This window comes from Pseudomonas sp. M30-35, from assembly GCF_002163625.1.
Taxonomy (GTDB): domain Bacteria; phylum Pseudomonadota; class Gammaproteobacteria; order Pseudomonadales; family Pseudomonadaceae; genus Aquipseudomonas.
The window spans coordinates 527,056-550,210 of record NZ_CP020892.1; the positions used below are offsets into that span (position 1 = coordinate 527,056).

20 protein-coding genes and 1 pseudogene are annotated in these 23,155 nt (G+C 56.4%); 13 read left to right on the forward strand and 8 right to left on the reverse strand.

Features of this window, described 5'->3' with window-relative positions; translation table 11 throughout:
* Window positions 1–131: 131 nt before the first annotated feature.
* The 4 genes from dgcA to B9K09_RS02340 all read right to left on the reverse strand — a co-directional run bounded on the left by dgcA (window position 132) and on the right by B9K09_RS02340 (window position 5,048).
* Window positions 132–2,192: a dimethylglycine demethylation protein DgcA gene (gene dgcA / locus B9K09_RS02325; RefSeq protein WP_087515337.1), complete on the reverse strand. Its 2,061-nt coding sequence runs from the start codon at window positions 2,190–2,192 to the stop codon at window positions 132–134.
* Between the two features lie 39 nt (window positions 2,193–2,231).
* Window positions 2,232–2,762, reverse strand: a complete 531-nt coding sequence (locus B9K09_RS02330; RefSeq protein WP_087515338.1) for a 4-vinyl reductase — start codon at window positions 2,760–2,762, stop codon at window positions 2,232–2,234.
* A 121-nt stretch (window positions 2,763–2,883) separates the two neighbouring features.
* Window positions 2,884–3,861 (reverse strand): dipeptidase, encoded by a 978-nt coding sequence (locus tag B9K09_RS02335; protein ID WP_087515339.1) that lies wholly within the window; start codon window positions 3,859–3,861, stop codon window positions 2,884–2,886.
* Between the two features lie 245 nt (window positions 3,862–4,106).
* On the reverse strand, window positions 4,107–5,048 hold the full coding sequence (locus B9K09_RS02340) for a GlxA family transcriptional regulator (protein WP_087515340.1): 942 nt from the start codon (window positions 5,046–5,048) through the stop codon (window positions 4,107–4,109).
* 311 nt (window positions 5,049–5,359) lie between these two features.
* On the opposite strand from B9K09_RS02340, the gene choX reads away from it, so the two are divergent.
* The 6 genes and pseudogenes from choX to B9K09_RS22740 all read left to right on the forward strand — a co-directional run bounded on the left by choX (window position 5,360) and on the right by B9K09_RS22740 (window position 9,623).
* On the forward strand, window positions 5,360–6,295 hold the full coding sequence (choX, locus tag B9K09_RS02345) for a choline ABC transporter substrate-binding protein (RefSeq protein ID WP_087515341.1): 936 nt from the start codon (window positions 5,360–5,362) through the stop codon (window positions 6,293–6,295).
* 75 nt (window positions 6,296–6,370) lie between these two features.
* Entirely contained in the window at window positions 6,371–7,255 is an 885-nt protein-coding gene (locus B9K09_RS02350) for a 3-keto-5-aminohexanoate cleavage protein (RefSeq protein ID WP_087515342.1), read from the forward strand.
* A 50-nt stretch (window positions 7,256–7,305) separates the two neighbouring features.
* A complete protein-coding gene (locus B9K09_RS02355) occupies window positions 7,306–8,271 on the forward strand; it encodes an L-carnitine dehydrogenase (protein WP_087515343.1) in 966 nt (321 codons plus the stop codon).
* 52 nt (window positions 8,272–8,323) lie between these two features.
* Entirely contained in the window at window positions 8,324–8,797 is a 474-nt protein-coding gene (locus B9K09_RS02360) for a thioesterase family protein (protein WP_087515344.1), read from the forward strand.
* A gap of 59 nt (window positions 8,798–8,856) precedes the next feature.
* The gene (locus tag B9K09_RS02365) at window positions 8,857–9,297 is read left to right on the forward strand and encodes a GNAT family acetyltransferase (RefSeq protein ID WP_087515345.1); all 441 of its coding nucleotides are present in this window, start codon (window positions 8,857–8,859) and stop codon (window positions 9,295–9,297) included.
* 124 nt (window positions 9,298–9,421) lie between these two features.
* Window positions 9,422–9,623: pseudogene (locus B9K09_RS22740) on the forward strand (DUF3079 domain-containing protein).
* Between the two features lie 121 nt (window positions 9,624–9,744).
* On the opposite strand, the gene gbcA reads toward B9K09_RS22740, so the two are convergent.
* Window positions 9,745–11,037, reverse strand: a complete 1,293-nt coding sequence (gbcA, locus tag B9K09_RS02375) for a glycine-betaine demethylase subunit GbcA (protein ID WP_087515346.1) — start codon at window positions 11,035–11,037, stop codon at window positions 9,745–9,747.
* Between the two features lie 364 nt (window positions 11,038–11,401).
* On the opposite strand from gbcA, the gene gbcB reads away from it, so the two are divergent.
* A complete protein-coding gene (gene gbcB / locus B9K09_RS02385) occupies window positions 11,402–12,505 on the forward strand; it encodes a glycine-betaine demethylase subunit GbcB (protein ID WP_087515347.1) in 1,104 nt (367 codons plus the stop codon).
* A 94-nt stretch (window positions 12,506–12,599) separates the two neighbouring features.
* Here gbcB and B9K09_RS02390 read toward each other — a convergent pair whose 3' ends face one another.
* The 3 genes from B9K09_RS02390 to B9K09_RS02400 all read right to left on the reverse strand — a co-directional run bounded on the left by B9K09_RS02390 (window position 12,600) and on the right by B9K09_RS02400 (window position 15,110).
* Complete coding sequence (locus tag B9K09_RS02390) at window positions 12,600–13,001, reverse strand: GFA family protein (protein ID WP_087515348.1); 402 nt, start codon at window positions 12,999–13,001, stop codon at window positions 12,600–12,602.
* A gap of 28 nt (window positions 13,002–13,029) precedes the next feature.
* Entirely contained in the window at window positions 13,030–14,073 is a 1,044-nt protein-coding gene (locus tag B9K09_RS02395; RefSeq protein WP_087515349.1) for a low specificity L-threonine aldolase, read from the reverse strand.
* 170 nt (window positions 14,074–14,243) lie between these two features.
* Entirely contained in the window at window positions 14,244–15,110 is an 867-nt protein-coding gene (locus B9K09_RS02400; RefSeq protein ID WP_087515350.1) for a DMT family transporter, read from the reverse strand.
* A 528-nt stretch (window positions 15,111–15,638) separates the two neighbouring features.
* Between B9K09_RS02400 and glyA the strand changes: the two genes are divergently transcribed.
* From glyA to purU, 6 genes are all read left to right on the forward strand, one after another.
* Window positions 15,639–16,892 (forward strand): serine hydroxymethyltransferase, encoded by a 1,254-nt coding sequence (gene glyA / locus B9K09_RS02405; protein ID WP_087515351.1) that lies wholly within the window; start codon window positions 15,639–15,641, stop codon window positions 16,890–16,892.
* Window positions 16,893–16,942: 50 nt separating this feature from the next.
* Entirely contained in the window at window positions 16,943–18,193 is a 1,251-nt protein-coding gene (locus B9K09_RS02410; protein ID WP_087515352.1) for a sarcosine oxidase subunit beta, read from the forward strand.
* A 14-nt stretch (window positions 18,194–18,207) separates the two neighbouring features.
* A complete protein-coding gene (locus tag B9K09_RS02415) occupies window positions 18,208–18,534 on the forward strand; it encodes a sarcosine oxidase subunit delta (protein ID WP_087515353.1) in 327 nt (108 codons plus the stop codon).
* Complete coding sequence (locus B9K09_RS02420; RefSeq protein WP_087515354.1) at window positions 18,531–21,548, forward strand: sarcosine oxidase subunit alpha; 3,018 nt, start codon at window positions 18,531–18,533, stop codon at window positions 21,546–21,548. Before B9K09_RS02415 ends, B9K09_RS02420 begins: the two co-directional genes overlap by 4 nt.
* A complete protein-coding gene (locus tag B9K09_RS02425) occupies window positions 21,541–22,170 on the forward strand; it encodes a sarcosine oxidase subunit gamma (protein WP_087515355.1) in 630 nt (209 codons plus the stop codon). The genes B9K09_RS02420 and B9K09_RS02425 overlap by 8 nt, the downstream gene beginning before the upstream one ends.
* Window positions 22,171–22,250: 80 nt before the next feature.
* On the forward strand, window positions 22,251–23,108 hold the full coding sequence (gene purU, locus B9K09_RS02430; RefSeq protein ID WP_087515356.1) for a formyltetrahydrofolate deformylase: 858 nt from the start codon (window positions 22,251–22,253) through the stop codon (window positions 23,106–23,108).
* Window positions 23,109–23,155 lie beyond the last annotated feature (47 nt).

Here is a 23,155-nt window from a genome sequence, read left to right on the forward strand (position 1 = left end):
GCCATCGGTCATCGGTCATCGGTCATGCACGTGATCGAGTCACTGAGTGCGCTGGGCAAGGCGTTCACCGAGGCCAATAGATGTGTCTATTGGTAAGATGAACAACCCAGCACAGCCCGCTCAGAGGCCGATCAGAAATCCTTGCACAAACGCAAGGCGTCGTAGATGGCCGCATGGGTATTACGCTGAGCCACGCAGTCGCCGATACGAAACAGCAAGTAGCCATCGCCGCTCTCGCTCAGGCAAGGCTGCGGTTGAATAGCAAATAATGCTTCGACGTCGATCTGGCCTTTGTTGCGTGAGCCATCTTTCAGCGCGTAGTACAGACGTTCGTCCGGGCGCACGCCGTTCTCGACAACCACTTGGTCGATCACCCGCTCCTCATGGGCGCCGGTGTATTCGTTCTCCAGTACCGCGACCAGTTTGTCGCCTTCGCGATAGACTTTTTCCAGCATCAGGTCGCCGGTCATGATCACTTCTTTCGGGTACATGCTGCGGTAGTAAGTGGGGAACGATGTGCCGCCAATCGCCACTCCGGGCTTGATATCGTCGGTGACGATCTCAACTTGCGCGCCCTTGTCTGCGAGGAAATCCGCCACCGACATACCGGTGAATTCACAGATGGTGTCGTAGACCAGCACGTTTTTACCCGGTGCAACGGTGCCATCGAGAATGTCCCAACTGCTGACAATCAAGCCTTCTTCCGCGCCCCATTGCGGGTTTTGTTCAACAAACGGATGGCCGCCGTTGGCCAGCACCACAATGTCTGGGCGTAAGTCGAGAATCGCGGCTTCATCGGCGCCAGTGCCGAGGCGCAGGTCCACGTTCAGGCGCGCCAGTTCGAGCTGGAACCAGCGGGTAATACCGGCAATCTGGTCACGCTGCGGCGCCTTCGACGCCGTAGTGATTTGTCCGCCGAGCTGGTCTTTCTTCTCGAACAAGGTCACGTCATGACCGCGCTCCGCAGCCACGCGGGCGGCTTCCATCCCGGCTGGGCCGCCGCCGACGACAACCACCTTGCGTTTAACCCCGCTGGTTTTCTCGATGATGTGCGGCACGCCCATGTATTCACGGGAGGTAGCGGCGTTCTGAATGCACAGCACATCCAGGCCTTGGTATTGACGGTCGATGCAGTAGTTGGCGCCGACGCACTGTTTGATCTGATCAATCTGGCCCATTTTGATCTTGGCGATCAGGTGCGGGTCAGCGATGTGCGCGCGGGTCATGCCGACCATGTCGACATAGCCGCCTTCAAGAATGCGCGTGGCTTGGTTCGGATCTTTAATGTTCTGTGCGTGAAGCACCGGAACCTTGACCACTTCCTTGATGCCCGCCGCCAAATGCAGGAACGGTTCTGGCGGGTAGCTCATGTTGGGAATAACGTTGGCCAGGGTGTTGTGTGTGTCGCACCCAGAGCCGACCACACCGATAAAGTCGAGCATGCCGGTGTCGTCGTAGTATTTTGCGATTTGCTTCATGTCTTCGTGGGTGAGGCCGTCCGGGTGAAATTCGTCACCGCACAGACGGATGCCCACGCAGAAGTCGTCGCCGACTTCAGCACGCACCGCTTTGAGCACTTCCAAGCCAAAGCGCATGCGCTTTTCAAAAGTGCCGCCCCATTCGTCTTCACGCTTGTTAACCCGAGGCGACCAGAACTGATCGATCATGTGCTGGTGCACGGCCGACAACTCAACGCCGTCCAGCCCGCCAGCCTTGGCGCGACGGGCCGCTTGAGCGTAGTTGTCGATAACCCGCCAGATTTCCTCTGGTTCGATAGTCTTGCAGGTGGCGCGGTGTACCGGCTCACGAATGCCAGACGGCGACATCAGGGTTGGCCAGTGGTAGCCATCCCAACGCGAGCGACGGCCCATGTGGGTAATCTGAATCATGATCTTGGCGCCGTGCTTGTGCATGGCGTCGGCAAGATTCTGAAAGTGCGGAATGATGCGGTCGGTCGACAGGTTGACCGAACTCCACCACTGCTGCGGGCTGTCGATGGCAACGACCGATGAACCACCGCAAATCGCCAGGCCGATCCCGCCCTTGGCCTTTTCTTCGTAATACTTGACGTAACGCTCGGTCGTCATGCCGCCATCAGTGGCGTACACCTCGGCGTGCGCGGTGCTGATTACACGGTTGCGGACTGTCAGTTTGCCGATTTGAATCGGCTGGAACATTGCCTCGAAAGCCATTTTTTACTCCTCAGCTGGCGTCGCTTTAAAACGGCTGGGTCAAATAGGTTTAACAATAAAAAGGCCGTGTTCGTGACCCTCTTCGGACGCGCCGAATTCTTGTTCCGCAACTGTGCGTATCGTGCTACCGCTGGCTTCGAGGATTTGATCCATGGCACCGGCAAACCAACCGGTAAACATGTAATCGACCTTGCGTCCGCATTTGCCGTACACGTAGACAAATGCAGAATGTTCAAGGCGCACTTCAGCAGTGCCTTTTTCAAGGTTGATATGCTCAATCTTGAACAGGCCCCACCCACGCTGTGACAGCCGCTTCATATAGTGCTCAAACACAGCGACGCCTTGCATACCGTGACATTCAGCTTCTTTCTCACACCAGTGCCAGGCAGATTTGTAGCCGGCTTTGTAGAGGATTTCGGCATAGGCATCTGCGCCCAGAACCTCTTCAATCCCCATGTGGTTATTGACGAAGAAGTGCCGCGGAACATAGAGCATCGGCAGGGCGTCAGTGGTCCAGACGCCAGTCTCGTCGTCTACTTGGATTGGCATTTCAGGTGCATGTGTGGACATGTTCAAACTCCAAAATTCGTTGGCTCTGCAAGGCTCGGCCTGGCTTTGAAAAGTCAGCTGCTTGAGCCGTCATTGAGCGCTTTGTTCTGTAAAGAGGACCTTTGCCACAAGGCTGTGGCGGCTATTCGCCCCAGACGTCGGCGAGTACGCGTACCCAGTTGTCACCCATAACCTTGCGCACTACGCGCTCGGGCATGCCGCGCTTGAGCAGGGTTTCGGTGAGGTTGGGGAATTCGCCAACGGTGCGAATGCCCAGCGGGTTAACGATCTTGCCGAAGCTGGTCAGGCGGCGTGCGTAACCTTTGTCGTGGGTGAGCCACTCAAAGAAGTCCTGACCGTGGCCTTGGGTAAAGTCGGTGCCGATACCAATGGCATCTTCACCGACGATATTCATCACGTATTCGATTGCTTCGGCGTAGTCGTCAATGGTTGAGTCGATGCCTTTGGCGAGGAACGGCGCAAACATGGTTACGCCGACAAAGCCGCCATGGTCGGCGATGAACTTCAGTTCTTCATCGGATTTGTTGCGCGGGTGATCTTTGAGTCCGCTCGGCAGGCAGTGCGAGTAACAGACTGGCTTTTTCGATTCGAGAATGACTTCTTCACTGGTCTTGGAACCCACGTGGGACAGGTCGCACATGATGCCGACGCGGTTCATCTCGGCAACAATTTCGCGGCCGAAACCGGAAAGGCCACCGTCGCGCTCGTAGCAACCGGTGCCAACCAGGTTTTGCGTGTTGTAGCACATCTGCACAATGCCAACGCCGAGCTGCTTGAACACCTCGACATAGGCAATCTGGTCTTCAAAGGCGTGGGCATTCTGGAAGCCAAAAATGATCCCGGTCTTGCCTTGCTCTTTCGCCGCGCGAATATCCGCAGTGGTGCGCACCGGGATAACCAGGTCGCTGTTCTCGCGAATGAGTTTCTGGCTGGCGCCGATGTTGTTCACTGTTGCCTGAAAGCCCTCCCAGACCGACACGGTGCAGTTGGCCGCAGTCAGGCCGCCTTTGCGCATGTCTTCAAACAGTTCGCGGTTCCATTTGGCGATGATCAGCCCGTCAATAACGATGCTGTCGGCGTGTAGTTCGGCTGGGCTCATCAGGCTGTCCCCTCAAGTTATTGCGTCACATCTATTGATGACGCTTTGAGGTGAGCATATCCCCGAGGGGTGAAGTAACCCGGTGCAAAAACGACTGAGGGATTGCCGAAAGCGTCAACCCCAGGTCGCAAACGGACAGGTCATCTGGCGGAAGGATCAAGCGTCTTCCTCCCACCCTACGCATCGATACCCTGTAGGGTGTGACAACGCGAAGCGTGTCCACCGTTAATCATCCGATCAACAGGCTATTGGTGCTCGTGGCGGTCTTGGCTGGGACTGGTCTGGAAGCGCTTGCGATAGCGCCGGGAGAAGTACGACGATGACTCGAAACCGCAGGCGAGGGCGACTTCGAGCACGCTCATATCACTTTGGCGCAGCAGTTGCCGGGCTTTATCCAGACGCAAATTGAGGTAGAAATTGGCCGGAGTGTCATTCAAGTGCTGGCGAAACAAGCGCTCCAGCTGACGCGGGGTGATCTGTACCAGGTCAGCCAGTTGTTGCGGTGTTAATGGGTTTTCACTGCGCCGTTCGATTTCTGCAATGACCAGGCTGAGTTTTTTATTATGCACACCGTAGCGGTTGGTGACCTGCATGCGCTGGTGATCCTGGCGTGAGCGAATGCGCCCGAGCACAAACTGCTCAGAGACCTTCACCGCCATTGGTTCACCGTGATCACGGGCAATCAACGTCAGCATCATGTCGATGGTTGATGTGCCGCCCGCAGTGGTGATGCGTTTGCCGTCGATCTCGAATAACTCTTGCGTCACCTTAAGGCTCGGATAACGCTCCTGGAATGCGTTAATCGCTTCCCAGTGCAGGGTAATGCGTTGTTTATCCAGCAACCTGGCCTCGGCCAGAATAAAGCTGCCGGTGTCGATAGCGCCAAGCACCACGCCTTCGCGATCCAGCCGGTGCAGCCATGCGGATAACGGTTGGCTGTAACCGCCAAGCGGTTCAAAGCCGCTGATCACAAACACCGTGTGTGGTCGTTGGTGATGATCCAGTGCGCTTTCAACGTTGAGCGACATGCCATTGCTGGCCTCAACCGGCCCGCCATCTACACTGATCAAGCGCCAATCGTATAGCTCGCTTTTAAAGCGATTGGTGACGCGCAGCGGTTCAATCGCAGACATCAAGCCCATCATCGAAAACCCCGGCAGCAGCAGGAACCAAAAGGTTGTGGGCATCGTGTTGGTTAACCTCTTAGTGTCTTGTTAAAGCGTCTGCCTCGCGCTTTACGCGTTGTCCGGTCATGTCTACCGCGCATGGAGTACCCGCCGTAAATCGAGCGAGCTGTAGTCGCTATAGTTCCATAAATAGTCGTTGAAGTGCGCTTTATCCAGCGCGCTGTTGGGTATTGTGGCTGCATCGGGCGCTATCAAGTCCGAACACGGAGGGGCTGCAAGGCCTCTACAGAACAAAATCCAGGCCCTTGCGCAGGCTGTTTTTCTGCGTGTTGAGACCTTGGATATAAACCGTAAAGTGAGGGAGCAAAACCATGAAACGTCTAAATTTAATCGCCGGTGGCTGTGTACTCGCCCTGTGCAGCTCGTCGTTGTTGGCTGCGGATCAAGCAAGCTGTAAGAACGTGCGTGTCGGTGCAGTCGGTTGGACGGATGTTGTTGCAACCACCGCTGTAGCATCCACCTTGCTTGAAGGTTTGGGGTATGAAACCAAGCAGACGCAGGCATCGCAGCAAATCATTTTCGCCGGTATTCAGAAAGATCAGATTGACGTGTTCCTCGGCTACTGGAAGCCGATCATGGATGACAACATCCAGCCGTTCCTTGAGAAAAAAGCAGTCAAGGTGATGGATACACCATCGCTCAGTGATGCCGTCGCTGCACCAGCAGTGCCGACGTACGCCGCAGAGAAAGGTCTGAAAACCATGGCGGATATCGTCAAGTTCAAAGACCAGCTCGACGGCAAAATCTACGGCATTGATGCAGGCTCAGGCGCTAACACGGCGATCCAGAAGATGATTGATACCAATCAGTTTGGTCTGGGCGAGTTCAAGCTGATCGAGTCCAGTGAAGCCGGCATGCTGGCTGCGGTAAACCGTGCCACGCGTAGCGACAAGCCAATTGTGTTCTTCGGCTGGAAGCCGCACCCAATGAACCTGCAACACCCAATCACTTATCTCACGGGTACTGAAGATGTGTTCGGGCCGAATGATGGCGCTGCTACGGTTTCAACCGTGACCGCACCGGATTACGCCGAGCGCTGCCCGAATGTGAACCAACTGCTGAGCAATATGCGCTTCACCAGCGAGCAGGAAAGCCAGTTGATGCAGCCGATTATGGACCGTAAAGATCCAGAAGATGTTGCGCGCGACTGGATCAAGGCTAATCCGCAAATCGTCAGCGGCTGGCTCAAAGGCGTCACTACCTTTGACGGTAAACCTGCTGACAGCGTTATCGCTTCTCTGAAGTAAACCAACTTTGATCAATTCCCATGCGCGGCGTATCCGCGTATGGGGTGTTGTTGCCTGAAATAAGGAGTCACACCCATGAACTATGAAGTAATTGTCACCTGCGCAGTCACCGGTGCTGGCGATACAGTCGGCCGGCACCCTGCAATTCCCGTGACTCCTAAGCAGATTGCCGATGCTGCAATCGAAGCGGCTAAAGCAGGCGCTACGGTTGCCCATTGTCACGTTCGTGATCCAAAAACCGGTAAACCGAGTCGCGATGTCGAGTTGTACCGGGAAGTGGTCGAGCGCATTCGCGAAAGCGATACCGACGTCATTATTAACCTGACCGCTGGCATGGGCGGTGATCTTGAGATTGGTCCGGGCGAGCAGCCACTGGAGTTTGGTGCAGGCACCGATTTGGTCGGCCCAATGGAGCGTCTCAAGCACATTGAAGAACTGCGTCCGGAAATCTGCACACTGGACTGCGGCACTCTGAATTTTGGTGATGGCGACTACATCTATGTCTCCACCCCTGCGCAGCTACGTGCTGGCGCCAAACGTATTACCGAGCTGGGCGTGAAGGCCGAGCTGGAAATTTTTGATACTGGCCACCTCTGGTTCGCCAAGCAAATGCTTAAAGAGGGTTTGCTTGAAGACCCGTTGTTCCAGCTGTGTTTGGGTATCCCTTGGGGTGCTCCGGCAGACACCGTGAGCATGAAAGCCATGGTCGATAACTTACCCGCAGGCGCTACCTGGGCGGGCTTTGGTATCGGTCGTACGCAAATGCCAATGGCGGCGCAAGCCATGTTGCTCGGCGGCCATGTACGGGTGGGTCTTGAGGACAACATCTGGTTGGATCGCGGCGTTCACGCCACTAACGGCCAGCTGGTCGAGCGTGTGATTGAGATCATTCAACGCCTGGGTGGCCGCGCACTGACGCCCGCTGAAGGCCGCGAAAAGATGAAGCTCAAGGCTATTTAAGATTTTGGCCGGTAGCCGGCCAGCACTGCTTGCGACTTGAAGGAACTGACATGAAATTTGTGACTGAAGTAAAAACCTTCGCGGCCATCTGCACTGGCGTTATCGGCAGTGGCTGGGTGGCGCGCGCACTGGCTCACGGCCTTGATGTCGTGGCCTGGGACCCCGCGCCGGGCGCGGAAGCAGTACTGCGTCAACGCGTAGCTAATGCCTGGCCTGCACTTGAGAAACAAGGCTTGGCACCGGGTGCCGCACAGGAGCGCCTGAGTTTTGCCGAGAGCATCGAAGCCTGTGTGCGTGACGCGGACTTTATTCAAGAAAGTGCCCCTGAAGTGCTGGCCCTGAAACTCGATCTGCACGCCAAGATCAGCGCAGCTGCACGGCCTGATGTCTTGATCGGTTCAAGCACTTCTGGGCTATTGCCCAGCGAGTTCTACGCTGACTCAGTGAGTCCGCAACGCTGTGTAGTTGGGCATCCGTTCAATCCGGTTTACCTGCTGCCATTGGTCGAAGTGGTTGGCGGTGAAAAAACTGCACCCGAGGCGGTGCAGGCGGCGATGCAGGTTTACACGGCCATCGGTATGCGTGCGCTGCATGTTCGCAAAGAAGTGCCCGGATTCATTGCCGACCGCCTGCTCGAAGCCTTGTGGCGTGAAGCGCTGCACCTGATCAACGATGGCGTCGCGACCACGGGCGAGATTGATGATGCGATTCGCTTTGGTGCGGGCTTGCGTTGGTCGTTCATGGGTACATTCCTGACCTATACTTTGGCCGGTGGCGATGCTGGCATGCGTCACTTCATGAATCAGTTTGGCCCGGCATTGAAACTGCCGTGGACATACCTCGAAGCGCCTGAATTGACTGAAGGCTTGATCGACAGCGTGGTTGAAGGTACTGCAGCCCAGCAGGGCGAGCGCAGTATTGCCGAGTTGGAACGCTACCGTGATGATTGCCTGATTGCGGTGCAAGAGGCGATCAGGCAAACCAAGGTCAAACACGGTTTTGATTTCGCTGAATAAGCTGGATATGCGCTGCCGGGCGTGGCTCGGCAGCGCATTGTAAGGAGCATGAATGACGCGGCTAACCACCTATCAAACCGAAGTATTGGCTGAGTGGGTCGATTACAATCAGCACCTGCGCGACGCCTTTTATCTGCTGATCTTCAGCTACGCGACTGACTCGCTGATGGACCACTTAGGTCTCGATGAGTCGGGCAGGGCCCGCACCGGCCACACGTTGTACACGCTTGAGTGCCATCTCAATTACCTCAACGAGGTGCGTTTGGGGGCACAGGTTGAAGTGCGCACGCAAATACTCGCCCATGACCAAAAGCGCCTGCATATTCATCACAGCTTGCACCTGGCGGGGGTTGAAGCCGCCTTGGCCGAGAGTGAGCAGATGCTGATGAATATCGATGTGAACAGCGGGCGCTCAGCGGCATTTGATGATGCGGTGCAAACTCGAGTGGATACCTTGGCCGCTGCGCACAAGGACTTGCCCGCGCCAGTGTATGTCGGTCGGGTAATGAGTTTGCCCAAGCGTTGAGCAGGGTCGAATTGCCTTGGTTAGAGCGTTATGCTCAGCGCTTTAGCTGAGGCACGGCAATGAATCTAATTAGCCAATACTCGAATCGCTTGCATCGTCAGGCTGTTATTGCGCTTTGGCAGGCCACGTTCGGTGATATGGCCGGGCACAATGAGCCGGGTTTGGCGATTGATAAGAAACTGCAGATGGCCGACGGTTTGTTCTTCGTCGCCTTGGCTGGAGATGCGGTCGTCGGCACGGTGCTTGCCGGGTACGATGGTCATCGTGGTTGGCTATATTCCGTCGCGGTTGATCCTCAACACCAGCGTCAGGGTATTGGTGTTCAATTGATTGAGCATGCAGAACACGCTCTGGCAGAACGTGGCTGTATGAAGATCAACCTGCAAATTATCAGCGCGAACGCACAGGTCAGCGCCTTCTATGAATCCCTTGGTTACAGCATTGAGCCACGCATTAGCATGGGCAAAAGAGTCGCTGCCAATATACCTGCGTCAGGCTGAGCCGGTTATCGCGCGAGCTTTTTAGACTCATAGCTTTTTAGACCCATAGTTTTGATGCAGGTCGGTCGTTGCTCAGGGGGCTGCGCGTAATGTGTGAGTATCCCAGCTCTTCGAACCGCATATTATGGCTAGGAAATTTCCACTGCATCCCGCGCGTATCTGCAGGGGCTGTGACCTGTATTGCCCAACCCATTCATTGGCCTGCGGTAATGGTGCAGAGCGCACCATGCACCCTGGGTGATGATTGGTATGCACATGGCGACTGGGGCTTCGATGCCGCTGAGATCAATGCGGCAAATGAGCAGTTGATCACTCGCCAGCGCTGACGGGTTCAGGCTCGTGGCTTGGCGCGGTGCCTGGGCAAATCCTTATGGCCCGGCACCATCGTCACAAGAGCGTAAACCAGCAGCGCAATCACCCCAAGCAAGCTCAATGACATATTCAGGATCACTCGGTCGCGACTTGGCGTAGCTGGGATGCTGGCTGCGCGCCAAGGTTGTTGAGCAAGCGTTCGCTATACCAGTCGATAAAGTTAACCACCGCGAACTCGTAGGTTTTTGAGTACGGGCCAGGTTGGTAAGCGGTGGAGTTGATGCCGCGCTGGTTTTCTTCCGCCAGGCGTCGATCCTGATTGTTGGTTGCATCCCATACCTGGGTCAGACGGGCGGGGTCATAATCAACGCCTTCGACCGCATCCTTGTGCACCAGCCATTTGGTGGTGACAATGGTTTCCTGGGCGCTGATTGGCCATACAGTGAAGACGATCAGGTGATCGCCCATGCAGTGGTTCCACGAGTGTGGCAGGTGCAGGATACGCATCGAGCCGAGCTCTGGGTTCTGAATGCGGCCCATAAGCTTCTGGCAACCACGTTTGCCATCCATGGTCATCGACTCGGTGCCCTTGAGTAGTGGCATACGCACGATACGGTTACGCAAGCCAAAGCTGGCGTGGGCAAAGGGGATTTTCTCGGCCTCCCATTTGGCGGCCGACTCGGCAACGTGATCCTTGAATGCCTGATCGGCGCGCGGGTCGGTGACGTCATCCCATTCCAGCAGGCTTTTCAGCAGTTCCGGGTGTGCGCCATTGCAGTGATAGCACTCGCGATTGTTCTCTAATACAAGTTTCCAGTTGGCCTTTTCAACCAAGGTGGTTTGCGCCGCCACCTTGGTATTTTCCATGTCGTAGGGCTCCATGTAATGAGCCAGTGTTTCAAGGAAATCGTCGATGGCAGGTGGGTTCTCCGCCAGCGAGATAAAGATGTAGCCACCCGCGGTTTTGCAATTGACCGGCTTGAGGCCGTACTGCTTCATGTCGAAGTCAGCGCCCATTTCCGTGCCTGCGAAAATCAATCGACCGTCCAGTTCGTAGGTCCACTGATGGTAGTGACAGACCAGCTTGGCAACTTTGCCTTTGTCGCTGGTGCATAAGCGTGAACCACGGTGGCGACACACGTTGTGAAAGGCGTGAACCACACCGTCAGCACCGCGAATCACGATGATCGGGTTGTCACCAATTTGCAGGGTCAGGTAGTTGCCCTTGGTTGGGATTTCACAGGTCATGCCGGCAATCAACCACTCCTTGTGGAAGATCTCCTGCATATCGATCTGGAACAGCCGCTCATCGTTGTAAAAAGGCTGCGGCAAGGAGAAGGTCCGCTCACGGCTGTGCAGCATCTCGGCTGTGGCCTTGCGTGCCGGCTCAAGAGGATCGCCCAGGCTCAGGGTCGAAGTGACGTCCATCATTAGCTCCTCAATGGCGGTTTGTGCCGCCGTAAAAGTGGTTTTAACTGCAATCGCAAGGCGAACTGACAGATCTGTTTTCGCCAGCCGAATGGCGGATTGGCTGAATCAAAAAAACCTGTTTGAGCACAGACCGTCAGTGCGGGTAATTGTGTTTCGGCTGAGGGCGAGTGTGGCTGGGCGCGCTTTGTGATCCATATCCATGGGCGACACGGCCGAATCAGTTTCCGACGCGCTATCGCCCGCACCATCGGGCAGGTCGCGATAAGCATGTGAGTGTCGCTGACAGGTAAATGGCGACAATGCACGTTAAGCACAATCCGCCCATCTAGGCCGATATCCGGCCGCGCGCGGAGACACGTGCATGACCACTAATGACTTTTTAAACCCGGTTACTACCCAGACCTGGAGCAACGGCCGGCACTTGGTGCGTTGCGTCAAGGTTATTCAGGAAACCTGGGATGTGCGCACCTTCTGCTTTATGGCGGATCAACCGGTGCTGTTCTTCTTCAAACCGGGGCAGTTCGTCACCCTCGAGCTTGAGATAGACGGTGTGCCGATCATGCGCTCCTACACCATTTCCAGTGCGCCGTCGGTGCCGTACAGCTTCTCGATCACGATTAAGCGTGTGCCGGGCGGAAAGGTGTCCAATTGGCTGCATGACAATTTGCAAGAAGGGCAGGATCTGGCAGTGCACGGCCCTGTGGGAAATTTCAACGCGATTGATTTCCCGACCGAAAAAGTGCTGTTCCTAAGTGGCGGTGTCGGTATTACCCCGGTGATGTCGATGGCCCGTTGGTTTTACGACACCAATGCCAATGTCGATATGGTGTTTGTGCACAGTGCACGTTCGCCCAAGGACATCATTTACCACCGTGAGCTTGAGCACATGGCCGCGCGGATTAATAACTTCAGCCTGCACGTTATCTGCGAAAAGCATGGTCTGGGCGAGGCGTGGGCCGGTTATCGCGGTTATCTCAACCAGCCGATGCTGGAGTTGATTGCCCCTGATTATCTTGATCGGGAAATCTTCTGCTGCGGGCCGACGCCTTATATGGCGGCGGTCAAGCGACTGTTGCAAGCCAATGGTTACGATATGCAGCGTTACCACGAAGAGGCCTTTGGGCCGACACCACCTGAAGTGCGCGCCGAGGTTAAAGAGTTGGCCGCCGAGGCCGCAGATGCAGCAGAAGTTCCGGTCGCTGATCTGCGTCAGGTTGAGTTTGTCCAGACCGGTAAAAGCATTCGTGTGGCGCCGGGGGAAACGGTGCACTCTGCGGCGGCGCAGTTGGGCCTGCATATCCCCAAAGCCTGCGGCATGGGTATTTGCGGCACCTGTAAGGTGCTCAAGACCTCAGGCGAGGTGGTGATGGAGCACAACGGCGGCATCACCGACGAAGACGTTGCCGAAGGCTATATCTTGTCGTGCTGCAGCGTGCCGCAAGGTGATGTGGCGATTGAGTTCTAAGGCGCAATCGGCAGGTGTATACAGCGCATTGACCGCTAGCGTAGTCAGACTTATTCCATGCCCCAGCCGTGGCTGATGCCCAGGGATTAGCCGGTTAGCGGCCGGGTTGCCACTCTGGGTAGCGCGGGATATCGCTGGCGTCAGGTGCCAGCCAGGGTTTGTCATGCGCGCACCAGATGTGGTGCGCAGGTCTGCTGCCCGGGTCTTCATCCAGCGTTGCGACGCGCACAATTACATGTGCCTGAGCGGGGCGTTGGGCTATTAATTGCGAGCCACAAACCGAGCAAAAGTGTCTGAGCTTGCCCGGCGATGACTCGTATTCCGCAAGCTTGTCTTCACCTTTAACCCAGCGGAAATGCTCGCGTTTAACTCCCGCCGTCGAGGCGAATGCTGCGGAATGTGCCTTGCGGCATGTGTCGCAATGGCAATGGCTGATAGGCATGTCGAGTTGTTCGACATGGTATTCAATCGCACCGCACAAACAACTTCCACGCATAGTTCCGCCTCGGTATTGATGCCGTAAGTTAGACGCTGCCCATGGCCGAACGAATATCAGCGGCCAATTCGCGCACGCGTTCTTTGTCGGTATCCCACGAGCACATGAAGCGTGCGCCGCCAGCACCGATAAAGGTGTAGAAACGCCAGCCCTTGCTGCGCAGAGTTTCCAGAGCCGGTTCAGACATCTGCAGGAACACGCCGTTGGCCTGTACCGGGAACATCAGGCTGACGCCGGGAACGTCGCTGACCAACTCGGCTAGCAGGCGTGCGCAGCTATTGGCATGCTGGGCGTAATGCAGCCAGGCACCGTTTTGCAAAATACCGACCCATGGCGCTGACAGGTAACGCATCTTCGACGCCAGTTGGCCTGCTTGTTTGCAGCGGTAGTCGAAGTCTTCAGCCAGGTCCTTGTTGAAGAACAGGATCGCTTCACCGACCGCCATGCCGTTTTTGGTGCCGCCAAAGCACAGCACATCAACCCCGGCTTTCCAGGTCAGTTCGGCGGGTGTGCAGCCGAGAAATGCGCAGGCGTTGGAGAAGCGGGCGCCGTCCATATGCAGGTTCAGACCTAGCTCGTGGCAGGTGTCGCTAATCGCGCGGATTTCTTCCGGGGTATAGACGGTGCCGACTTCCGTGGCTTGGGTCAGGGTCACTACGCGGGGTTTTGGGTAGTGAATATCCTGGCGCTTGAGCGCGACTTCGCGGATTGACTGTGGCGTCATCTTGCCGCTTTCGCTGCTTGCGACCAACAGCTTTGAGCCATTGGAGAAGAACTCCGGCGCACCACATTCGTCGGTTTCGACGTGGGCGGTCTCGGAACAGATAACGCTGTGGTAACTCTGGCAAAGTGCAGCGAGTGCCAGTGAGTTGGCGGCAGTCCCGTTAAAGGCAAAGAATACTTCGCAGTCAGTCTCAAACAGCTTGCGGAAGTGGTCGGCCGCGCGAGCGGTCCACTGGTCATCTCCATAAGCCCGGTCGTGGCCGTGGTTGGCTTCAGCCATTGCGGCCCATGCTTCAGGGCAAATACCGGAATAGTTGTCACTGGCGAATTGTTGCGTTTGATCGGTCATCTTGGGTCCTTCTGGCCGGTGCCTGAATGCCCCTCGTGAGGGCAGGCGGGTATGGCTGCATTTTACGCGAGGTTGAGCCTCCTGCGGGTACATTACTGCGAATTTCACCAAGGCCTGCATCGATAAAGACCGGTGCCTTTATCGATGCGTGGCAATTAGCTGCTCAGGGGTTATAGCTGCGCCGCTTTGGGTTGGCGAAATACCAACGCCAGACCCAACAGAATAGCCAGCATCCCGAGCAGGCTTAGATGTGATAGCAGATTACCGAGAAACAGGTAATCCATGACCGCGGTGACCACCGGAACCAGATAGAACAAGCTGGTGACGTTGACCAAATTACCGGCGCGGATTAATCGATACAGCAACAGCTGCGCGACCACCGAAATCACTAAACCAAGCCACAGTAGGGGAATCAAAAAGCTGATGGACTGCTCAAAGTGAAATGGCTGCGTGGGCGCTACCGCCAAGCACAATAACAGGCTGATCGCATACTGCTGCGGCAGCACTTGGGCAGGCTCTTGCTGAATACTTTTTTGCAGAATTGCGCCGCTGGTGACGCAAAGCAACGCGCCAAGCGCAAAGGCAATACCAACGAAGGAAAAGTCAGCTTTAAGCAGGCTTTGCAGCACCACCAGAACCAGGCCGGTCAGTGCCAGTCCCAGTCCGAGCAAACGGCTTGCCGGAAAACGTCGCTCCAGGATCAGAAGAGTCAGGATTGGCTGCACGCCCAGCAAGGTGGCCAATACGCCGGGGGTGATGCCGTTATCCAGCGCCAATAAGTAGCACACCGAATAGCTGCCAATCATCAATAAGCCGGTCGCGGCAACGTGCTTACGCGTGCCGCTGTCCGGCAGTAGGCGTTTGCGATAAATACCAATCGCCAGTAATGCGCCAAGCGCGAGGGCAAAGCGCAGCAGTAGGAAAGCGAATGCCGATGAGTGCTCAAGCCCCCATTTGGCGAAAATAGCACCGCTGCTCCAGAGCAGCACAAATACTGTGGTGGTGGCGTAAGCCCCCAGTGCATGACTCGGTTTCATTGAGTTGTTCCTGTCGTAAAACCATAGGCCCCAGACACGGCTGATTAACAGCAGGCGCGTTTTAGGTTGAGGCCAGAAAAAGTGTCGGTGTCAGGCGAGCTTTTATGGCGCCGGCGGCGGGCAAACGCCGCTAGGGCTTGTTGCGACAGGAGGTGGTGCGATGGCGAAAGGCAGCGGTCGCGCGAACTCAGCGGTCAGGATAACCGTGGAAGCTTGAGTAAAAGCATGCGCGAAAGTCATCAGTGCTTCAGCCATTTTGATTGAAAGGCAGCGGGGTATTTCCCGAGGGTCATAAACCGCTGTGCAGCGACTATAGCACGGGTTTTTCCGACGGGGCAGCGTGAGTAGGTGATCTTTTCGGACGCATGGTCATGCTGACAACGCGCAGTTACTGATTTGCGACATCAGCATGTCGTAAACGAATTTCCTCATGACGTACATAGGCATCTGGCCGCCTGAGCCGAGTCATACCATCGCTGCAAACGGCAACACACCGTGCCTAACAAAATGTGCCGCAGGAGATCAGCGATGTTCAGTAAAGATGACCAAATTCAGGGTTACGACGACGCCTTGCTCAATGCCATAAATGAAGAGGAGCAGCGTCAGGAAGACCACATTGAACTGATCGCCTCGGAGAACTACACCAGCCAGCGAGTGATGGAAGCCCAAGGCAGCGGGCTGACCAATAAATACGCTGAAGGCTATCCGGGAAAGCGCTATTACGGCGGCTGTGAATTTGTCGATAAGGTCGAGCAACTGGCGATTGATCGCGCCAAGCAATTGTTTGGCGCTGATTACGCCAATGTGCAGCCGCACTCGGGTTCTTCAGCCAACTCGGCGGTGTACCTGGCATTGCTGCAGGCTGGCGACACCATTCTGGGCATGAGCCTGGCACATGGTGGCCACCTGACCCACGGCGCCAAAGTCAGCTCGTCCGGCAAGCTGTATAACGCGGTGCAGTATGGTATCGATACCCGCACCGGCTTGATCGATTATGACGAAATCGAGCGCCTTGCCCTTGAGCACAAACCCAAGATGATTGTTGCCGGGTTCTCGGCCTACTCGAAAACCCTAGATTTTCCGCGCTTTCGTGAGATAGCCGACAAGGTGGGCGCCTATCTGTTTGTTGATATGGCTCACGTTGCCGGTTTGGTTGCGGCAGGTTTGTACCCGAATCCGCTGCCCTTTGCCGATGTGGTCACGACCACTACCCACAAGACGCTGCGTGGGCCGCGTGGTGGTCTGATTCTGGCTAAAAGCAACGAAGAGATTGAGAAAAAGCTCAACGCCGCAGTTTTCCCCGGCGCTCAAGGCGGGCCGCTGATGCATGTCATCGCTGGTAAAGCGGTGTGCTTCAAGGAAGCGCTGGAGCCGAGCTTTGTGGCATATCAGGCACAAGTCATCAAAAACGCTCAAGCCATGGCTCAGGTATTTATCGAGCGTGGTTTTGATGTGGTCTCCGGCGGCACCGATAACCACTTGTTCCTGGTCAGCCTGATCAAGCAAGGCATCACCGGCAAAGACGCCGACGCCGCCTTGGGCCGTGCTGGTATCACGGTGAATAAAAACGCTGTGCCTAACGATCCACAATCACCATTCGTGACTTCGGGCCTGCGTATCGGCACGCCAGCGGTGACCACGCGTGGCTTCAAAGAAGCTCAGTGCATTGCGTTGGCGGGCTGGATTTGCGACATCCTCGATCACCTCGGGGACGCCGATGTTGAGGCGCAAGTTGCGAAACTGGCTGCCGGTCTTTGTGCGGATTACCCCGTTTACCGTTGATCAGATAGCGAGCGGCTGCGTCATAGCGGGTTCAAATTTAGGAGCATCACATGCAACGATATTCTGGCTTTGGCCTGTTCAAACATGCCTTCAGTCATCACGAAAACTGGCAGCGCATGTGGCGCAACCCGACCCCGAAACCGGTCTATGACGTGATTATCGTCGGCGGCGGCGGTCATGGTTTGGCAACCGCGTATTACCTCGCCAAAGAGTTCGGCGTGAAAAACGTCGCCGTGGTCGAGAAGGGCTGGCTGGGCGGCGGTAATACCGCACGTAACACCACCATTGTGCGCTCCAACTACCTGTGGGATGAGTCGGCGCAGCTCTATGAGCATGCGATGAAATTGTGGGAAGGGCTGTCGCAAGACCTTAACTACAACGTCATGTTCTCGCAGCGCGGGGTCTACAACCTGTGCCACACCCTGCAAGACATGCGCGACTCGGAGCGCCGTGTCAGCGCCAACCGCCTCAACGGGGTCGATGGTGAGCTGCTCGATGCGCGTCAGGTTGCTGAAGAAATTCCGTACCTTGATTGCAGCAAAAACACCCGTTACCCAATCATGGGTTCGACCGTGCAGCGTCGCGGCGGCGTGGCGCGTCACGACGCAGTCGCCTGGGGTTATGCGCGTGCTGCCGATGCCTTGGGCGTTGACCTGCTACAGCAGACTGAAGTTACTGGTTTTCGCAAAGAAAACGGCGTGGTGATTGGTGTCGAAACCAATCGCGGTTTTATTGGCGGTAAGCGTGTTGGCGTGGTGACCGCGGGTAACTCCGGACACATGGCCAAGCTCGCCGGTTTCCGTCTGCCGTTGGAGTCACACCCGTTACAGGCATTGGTTTCTGAACCGATCAAACCGGTGATCGACAGCGTGATCATGTCCAATGCTGTGCATGGCTACATCAGCCAGTCGGACAAGGGTGACTTGGTGATCGGCGCCGGGATTGACGGCTGGAACGGCTACGGTCAGCGCGGTTCTTACCCAACCATCGAGCACACCCTGCAAGCCATTGTTGAGATGTTCCCGGTGCTGTCGCGGGTGCGCATGAACCGCCAATGGGGCGGCATCGTCGACACCAGTCCAGACGCTTGCCCGATTATTTCAAAAACACCGGTGCCTAATTTGTTCTTCAACTGCGGTTGGGGCACCGGCGGTTTTAAGGCGACGCCTGGCTCTGGCCATGTGTTTGCAGCGAGCCTGGCCAAGGGTGAAATGCACCCGCTGGCTAAACCGTTTGCGATGGACCGTTTCCACACCGGCGCATTGATCGACGAGCACGGCGCTGCTGCCGTGGCTCACTAACAGGGGCTCAAGACATGCTCAATATTTATTGCCCTCATTGCGGCGAGATGCGCTCTGAAGAAGAGTTTCACGCGCACGGCCAGGCCCATATCGTCCGTCCCGAAGATCCAGGCGCATGCAGCGATGTGGAATGGGGCGACTACATTTTTTTCCGCGACAACCCACGCGGTATCCATCACGAGTTGTGGGTGCATTCAGCCGGTTGCCGGAAGTTTTTTAATGCCACGCGCCATACCGTGACTTACGAAATTCTTGAAACCTACAAGATCGGCGAGAAGCCGAGCGTTACCGAAGCCAGCATCGCTAGCGCCAAAGCGAATGTTGAAGGAGTCACGGCATGAGCCAGATCAATCGTCTTGCAAGTGGTGGCCGGGTTGACCGTAGCCAGCCGCTCAGCTTTAGCTTTAACGGCGAGTCCTATCAGGGGTTCGCTGGCGACTCATTGGCCGCTGCATTGCTGGCCAATGGTGTGGATATCGTCGGGCGCAGCTTTAAATACTCACGGCCTCGCGGGATTGTCGCTGCCGGCAGTGAGGAGCCAAACGCCGTTCTGCAAATCGGTTCGACCGAAGCGGCGCAAATTCCTAACGTACGCGCCACTCAGCAGGCCTTGTATGCGGGCTTGGTTGCCAACAGCACCAATGGCTGGCCGAGCGTTAACACCGATATGATGGGAATTCTCGGTAAAGTCGGCGGCAAAATGATGCCGCCCGGCTTCTACTACAAAACCTTTATGTACCCACAAAACCTGTGGCTGACTTACGAGAAATACATCCGTAAGGCCGCAGGTCTTGGGCGCGCGCCGACAGAGGTTGATCCCGACAGCTACGACTATCTCAACCAGCATTGTGATGTGCTGGTCGTTGGCGCAGGCCCAGCAGGTTTAGCGGCTGCACTGGCCGCTGGGCGCAGCGGTGCGCGGGTGATTCTGGCGGATGAACAGGAAGAGTTTGGCGGTAGCCTGCTCGACACCCGTGAGCAACTTGACGGCAAGCCAGCCGTTGAGTGGGTGGCTAAAGCCATGGCTGAACTGCAGGGCATGGCAGAAGTCACCTTGTTGCCGCGTTCCACAGTCAACGGTTACCACGACCACAATTTCCTGACCATTCACCAGCGCATGACCGATCATCTGGGTGAGTTGGCGCCAATGGGCAGCGTGCGTCAGCGTATGCATCGAGTGCGGGCCAAACGCGTGGTGCTGGCAACCGGTGCGCACGAGCGGCCGCTGGTTTACGCCAATAATGATGTGCCGGGCAATATGCTCGCTGGCGCGGTTTCGACCTATGTGCGTCGTTATGCGGTGTTGCCTGGGCGCAAGCTGGTGCTGTCTACCAACAACGATTATGCCTACCGCGTAGTGCTCGACTGGCTTGATGCCGGTCAGCAGGTGGTGGCAGTTGCCGATGTGCGGACCAATCCACGCGGTGCTTGGGTCGACGAAGCGCGGGCGCGTGGCGTACGAATTATGACTGGCAGCGCGGTGGTCGAAGCCCGTGGCAGCAAGCGTGTTAATGCAGCGCGAATCTGTGCGATTGATGCTGACGCCTTCAAAATCACCAGCCCAGGTGAGGTGCTTGATTGCGACCTGATCGTCAGCTCTGGGGGTTACAGCCCTGTGGTGCACCTTGCTTCACATCTGGGTGGGCGGCCAACCTGGCAAGAAGACCTGCTGGCATTTGTGCCGGGCGAAGGCTTGCAAAAACGCGTTTGCGCCGGTGCGGTAAAAGGTGTGTTTGCTTTGGGTGATACCTTGGCCGACGGTTTTGAAGCGGGCGCTTTGGCTGCTTCTGAATCCGGCTTCAAAGCGATTGTCGGCACCCTGCCAAGCGCTGATGCACGCAAAGAAGAAGCCAGCGTTGCCCTGTTCCAGGTGCCGCATGACAAACCAACAGCGCGTGCGCCGAAACAGTTTGTCGACTTCCAGAACGACGTCACAGCAGCCGGTATCGAACTGGCAACCCGTGAAGGTTTTGAGTCGGTTGAGCACGTTAAACGCTACACCGCGCTGGGTTTTGGTACTGACCAAGGCAAGCTCGGCAATATCAATGGGCTGGCCATTGCTGCGCGTTCGCTGGGCATCAGCATCGAGCAAATGGGCACCACCATGTTTCGTCCAAACTACACGCCGGTTACCTTCGGTGCGGTGGCTGGGCGTCACTGTGGCGCGCTGTTCGAGCCTAATCGCTATACCGCCATGCATGCTTGGCATGTCGCCAACGGCGCCGAGTTTGAAGATGTCGGCCAGTGGAAGCGTCCTTGGTACTTCCCGAAAAACGGTGAGGATCTTCACGCCGCAGTGGCTCGTGAGTGTCTGGCCGTGCGTAACGCGGTCGGTATTCTGGATGCTTCGACGCTGGGCAAGATTGATATTCAGGGTCCGGATGCGCGTGAGTTTCTCAACCGTGTCTACACCAACGCCTGGACCAAGCTGGATGTTGGCAAGGCGCGTTATGGCCTGATGTGCAAAGAAGACGGCATGGTTTTCGATGATGGTGTGACGGCCTGCCTGGCGGACAATCATTTCCTGATGACCACCACCACCGGCGGCGCTGCACGCGTACTGGACTGGCTGGAGATTTATCACCAGACCGAGTGGCCAGAACTGAAAGTGTATTTCACTTCGGTCACTGACCATTGGGCGACCATGACGCTTTCTGGCCCGAACAGCCGCAAGCTGTTGGCTGAAGTGACGGATATCGACCTCGATAAAGAGGCGTTCCCGTTTATGACCTGGAAAGAAGGCGACGTCGGTGGTGTACCGGCGCGCGTATTCCGGATCTCCTTCACCGGAGAGCTGAGTTACGAAGTCAACGTGCAGGCCGACTACGCCATGGGCGTGTGGCAGAAAATCATCGAAGCCGGCAAGAAGCATGGTTTGACGCCTTACGGCACTGAAACCATGCACGTTCTGCGCGCGGAGAAGGGGTTCATTATCGTCGGGCAGGACACCGATGGCTCGGTCACGCCAGACGACCTCAATATGGGCTGGTGTGTCGGGCGAACCAAGCCATTCTCGTGGATAGGCTGGCGCGGCATGAACCGTGAAGATTGTGTGCGTGAGCAACGCAAACAACTGGTGGGCCTGAAACCGCTGAACCCTGATCAGGTGTTGCCGGAAGGTGCGCAGTTGGTGTTCGACCCGAACCAGTCGATACCGATGACCATGGTCGGGCACGTCACCTCAAGCTACATGAGCGCCGCCTTGGGTTATTCGTTTGCGATGGCGGTGGTCAAGGGTGGTCTGCAGCGCATCGGCGAGCGAGTGTTTGCGCCGTTGGTCGATGGCAGCGTGATTGAAGCCGAAATCGTCAGCTCCGTGTTTTATGACCCGAAAGGGGATCGCCAGAATGTCTAACGTCAATGTTTATAAGCAGCGCCCAGATGCGGCTCAGGCCGAGTCGCCGTTGTTTCACGCCAGCCTGCATGAGCTGGTTGGCAAAGGGGCAAAAAGTGCCGGTGTAAACCTGTGCGAGAAAAAATTGCTGGGTCATTTGACCCTGCGCGGCGATGCCAAGGATCCGGTTTTTGCCGGTGGTGTGCACAGCGTATTGGGTTTGGAGTTACCGGTCGCGCTGACCCTGACGAGTAACGGCGGCACCTCATTGCAATGGATGTCACCTGGCGAGTGGTTGCTGATCGTGCCCAGCGGCGAAGAGCTTGCGGTTGAGCAGAAGCTGCGCGAGGCATTGGCGGGCCAGCATATCTCGGTGGTCAATGTCAGTGGCGGGCAAACACTGCTGGAACTCAGCGGCAGCAAGGTGCGTGAGGTGTTGATGAAGTCAACCTCTTACGATGTACACCCGAGCAACTTTCCCGTCGGTAAGGCGGTGGCGACGCATTTTGCCAAGGCGCAATTGGTGATTCGGCGCACGGGCGAAGAAACCTGGGAGTTGGTTGTCCGCCGTAGTTTTTCAGACTACTTCTGGCTTTGGTTGCAGGATGCAAGCGCCGAGTTCGGGTTGAACATCACTGAGTAGCCATGTTTGTCGATGGTCTGCGCGGCGCTGCCTTCGGGTAGTGCTGCGCTGGCGTCGCTTGTGATTGCAGGGAGATTGCAATGAGCCGTACCCCGGATACCTGGATTCTGACAGCACAATGCCCGAGCGTACTGGGCACGGTGGATGCACTGACACGGTTCTTGTTTGAGCAGCGCTGCTATGTCACCGAGCATCATTCGTTTGATGATCGGTTGTCGTCGCGGTTTTTTATTCGCATCGAGTTCCGCCAGCCAGACGGCTTCGATGAACAGGCTTTTCGTGAGGAATTAGAGCAACGCAGCGCGGTGTTCGAGATGCAAACCGAGCTGACACCGCCGGGCTATCGGGCCAAGGTGGTGCTGATGGTGTCCAAGTCAGATCACTGCCTGAATGATTTGCTCTATCGCCAGCGCATTGGGCATTTGCCAATGGATGTGGTCGCGGTGATTTCCAACCACCCTGATTTGGAACCGTTGGCTCGCTGGCACGATATACCCTATTACCACTTCGCCCTCGATCCAAATGACAAACCGGCGCAAGAGAGCAAAGTGCTGCAAATCATCGAAGACACCGGTGCCGAGTTAGTCGTGCTCGCTCGCTATATGCAAGTGTTGTCGCCAGAACTGTGTCGCAAGCTAGACGGCTGGGCGATCAATATTCACCACTCGTTGTTACCCGGTTTCAAAGGCGCAAAGCCCTATCACCAAGCCTACCAAAAGGGTGTGAAATTGGTCGGTGCGACGGCGCATTACATCAATAACGACCTCGATGAAGGGCCGATTATTGCCCAGGCGGTTGAGCCGGTTGATCACACTCATTATCCCGAAGACTTGATCGCCAAAGGCCGAGATATCGAGTGCCTGACGCTGGCCAAAGCCATTGGCTACCACCTCGAACGTCGGGTCTTTCTGAACGCTAACCGCACGGTTGTGCTGTAACTCAACCGGTGCGTGCATTACCCCGTTGAAGCCGTTGTTTCACACTG

Bases quoted from the DNA above. Each gene is read 5' to 3' on its own strand.
- dgcA (WP_087515337.1), bottom strand. From the start codon at position 2,192: ATGGCTTTCGAGGCAATGTTCCAGCCGATTCAAATCGGCAAACTGACA.
- B9K09_RS02330 (WP_087515338.1), bottom strand. From the start codon at position 2,762: ATGTCCACACATGCACCTGAAATGCCAATCCAAGTAGACGACGAGACT.
- B9K09_RS02335 (WP_087515339.1), bottom strand. From the start codon at position 3,861: ATGAGCCCAGCCGAACTACACGCCGACAGCATCGTTATTGACGGGCTG.
- B9K09_RS02340 (WP_087515340.1), bottom strand. From the start codon at position 5,048: ATGCCCACAACCTTTTGGTTCCTGCTGCTGCCGGGGTTTTCGATGATG.
- choX (WP_087515341.1), top strand. From the start codon at position 5,360: ATGAAACGTCTAAATTTAATCGCCGGTGGCTGTGTACTCGCCCTGTGC.
- B9K09_RS02350 (WP_087515342.1), top strand. From the start codon at position 6,371: ATGAACTATGAAGTAATTGTCACCTGCGCAGTCACCGGTGCTGGCGAT.
- B9K09_RS02355 (WP_087515343.1), top strand. From the start codon at position 7,306: ATGAAATTTGTGACTGAAGTAAAAACCTTCGCGGCCATCTGCACTGGC.
- B9K09_RS02360 (WP_087515344.1), top strand. From the start codon at position 8,324: ATGACGCGGCTAACCACCTATCAAACCGAAGTATTGGCTGAGTGGGTC.
- B9K09_RS02365 (WP_087515345.1), top strand. From the start codon at position 8,857: ATGAATCTAATTAGCCAATACTCGAATCGCTTGCATCGTCAGGCTGTT.
- gbcA (WP_087515346.1), bottom strand. From the start codon at position 11,037: ATGGACGTCACTTCGACCCTGAGCCTGGGCGATCCTCTTGAGCCGGCA.
- gbcB (WP_087515347.1), top strand. From the start codon at position 11,402: ATGACCACTAATGACTTTTTAAACCCGGTTACTACCCAGACCTGGAGC.
- B9K09_RS02390 (WP_087515348.1), bottom strand. From the start codon at position 13,001: ATGCGTGGAAGTTGTTTGTGCGGTGCGATTGAATACCATGTCGAACAA.
- B9K09_RS02395 (WP_087515349.1), bottom strand. From the start codon at position 14,073: ATGACCGATCAAACGCAACAATTCGCCAGTGACAACTATTCCGGTATT.
- B9K09_RS02400 (WP_087515350.1), bottom strand. From the start codon at position 15,110: ATGAAACCGAGTCATGCACTGGGGGCTTACGCCACCACCACAGTATTT.
- glyA (WP_087515351.1), top strand. From the start codon at position 15,639: ATGTTCAGTAAAGATGACCAAATTCAGGGTTACGACGACGCCTTGCTC.
- B9K09_RS02410 (WP_087515352.1), top strand. From the start codon at position 16,943: ATGCAACGATATTCTGGCTTTGGCCTGTTCAAACATGCCTTCAGTCAT.
- B9K09_RS02415 (WP_087515353.1), top strand. From the start codon at position 18,208: ATGCTCAATATTTATTGCCCTCATTGCGGCGAGATGCGCTCTGAAGAA.
- B9K09_RS02420 (WP_087515354.1), top strand. From the start codon at position 18,531: ATGAGCCAGATCAATCGTCTTGCAAGTGGTGGCCGGGTTGACCGTAGC.
- B9K09_RS02425 (WP_087515355.1), top strand. From the start codon at position 21,541: ATGTCTAACGTCAATGTTTATAAGCAGCGCCCAGATGCGGCTCAGGCC.
- purU (WP_087515356.1), top strand. From the start codon at position 22,251: ATGAGCCGTACCCCGGATACCTGGATTCTGACAGCACAATGCCCGAGC.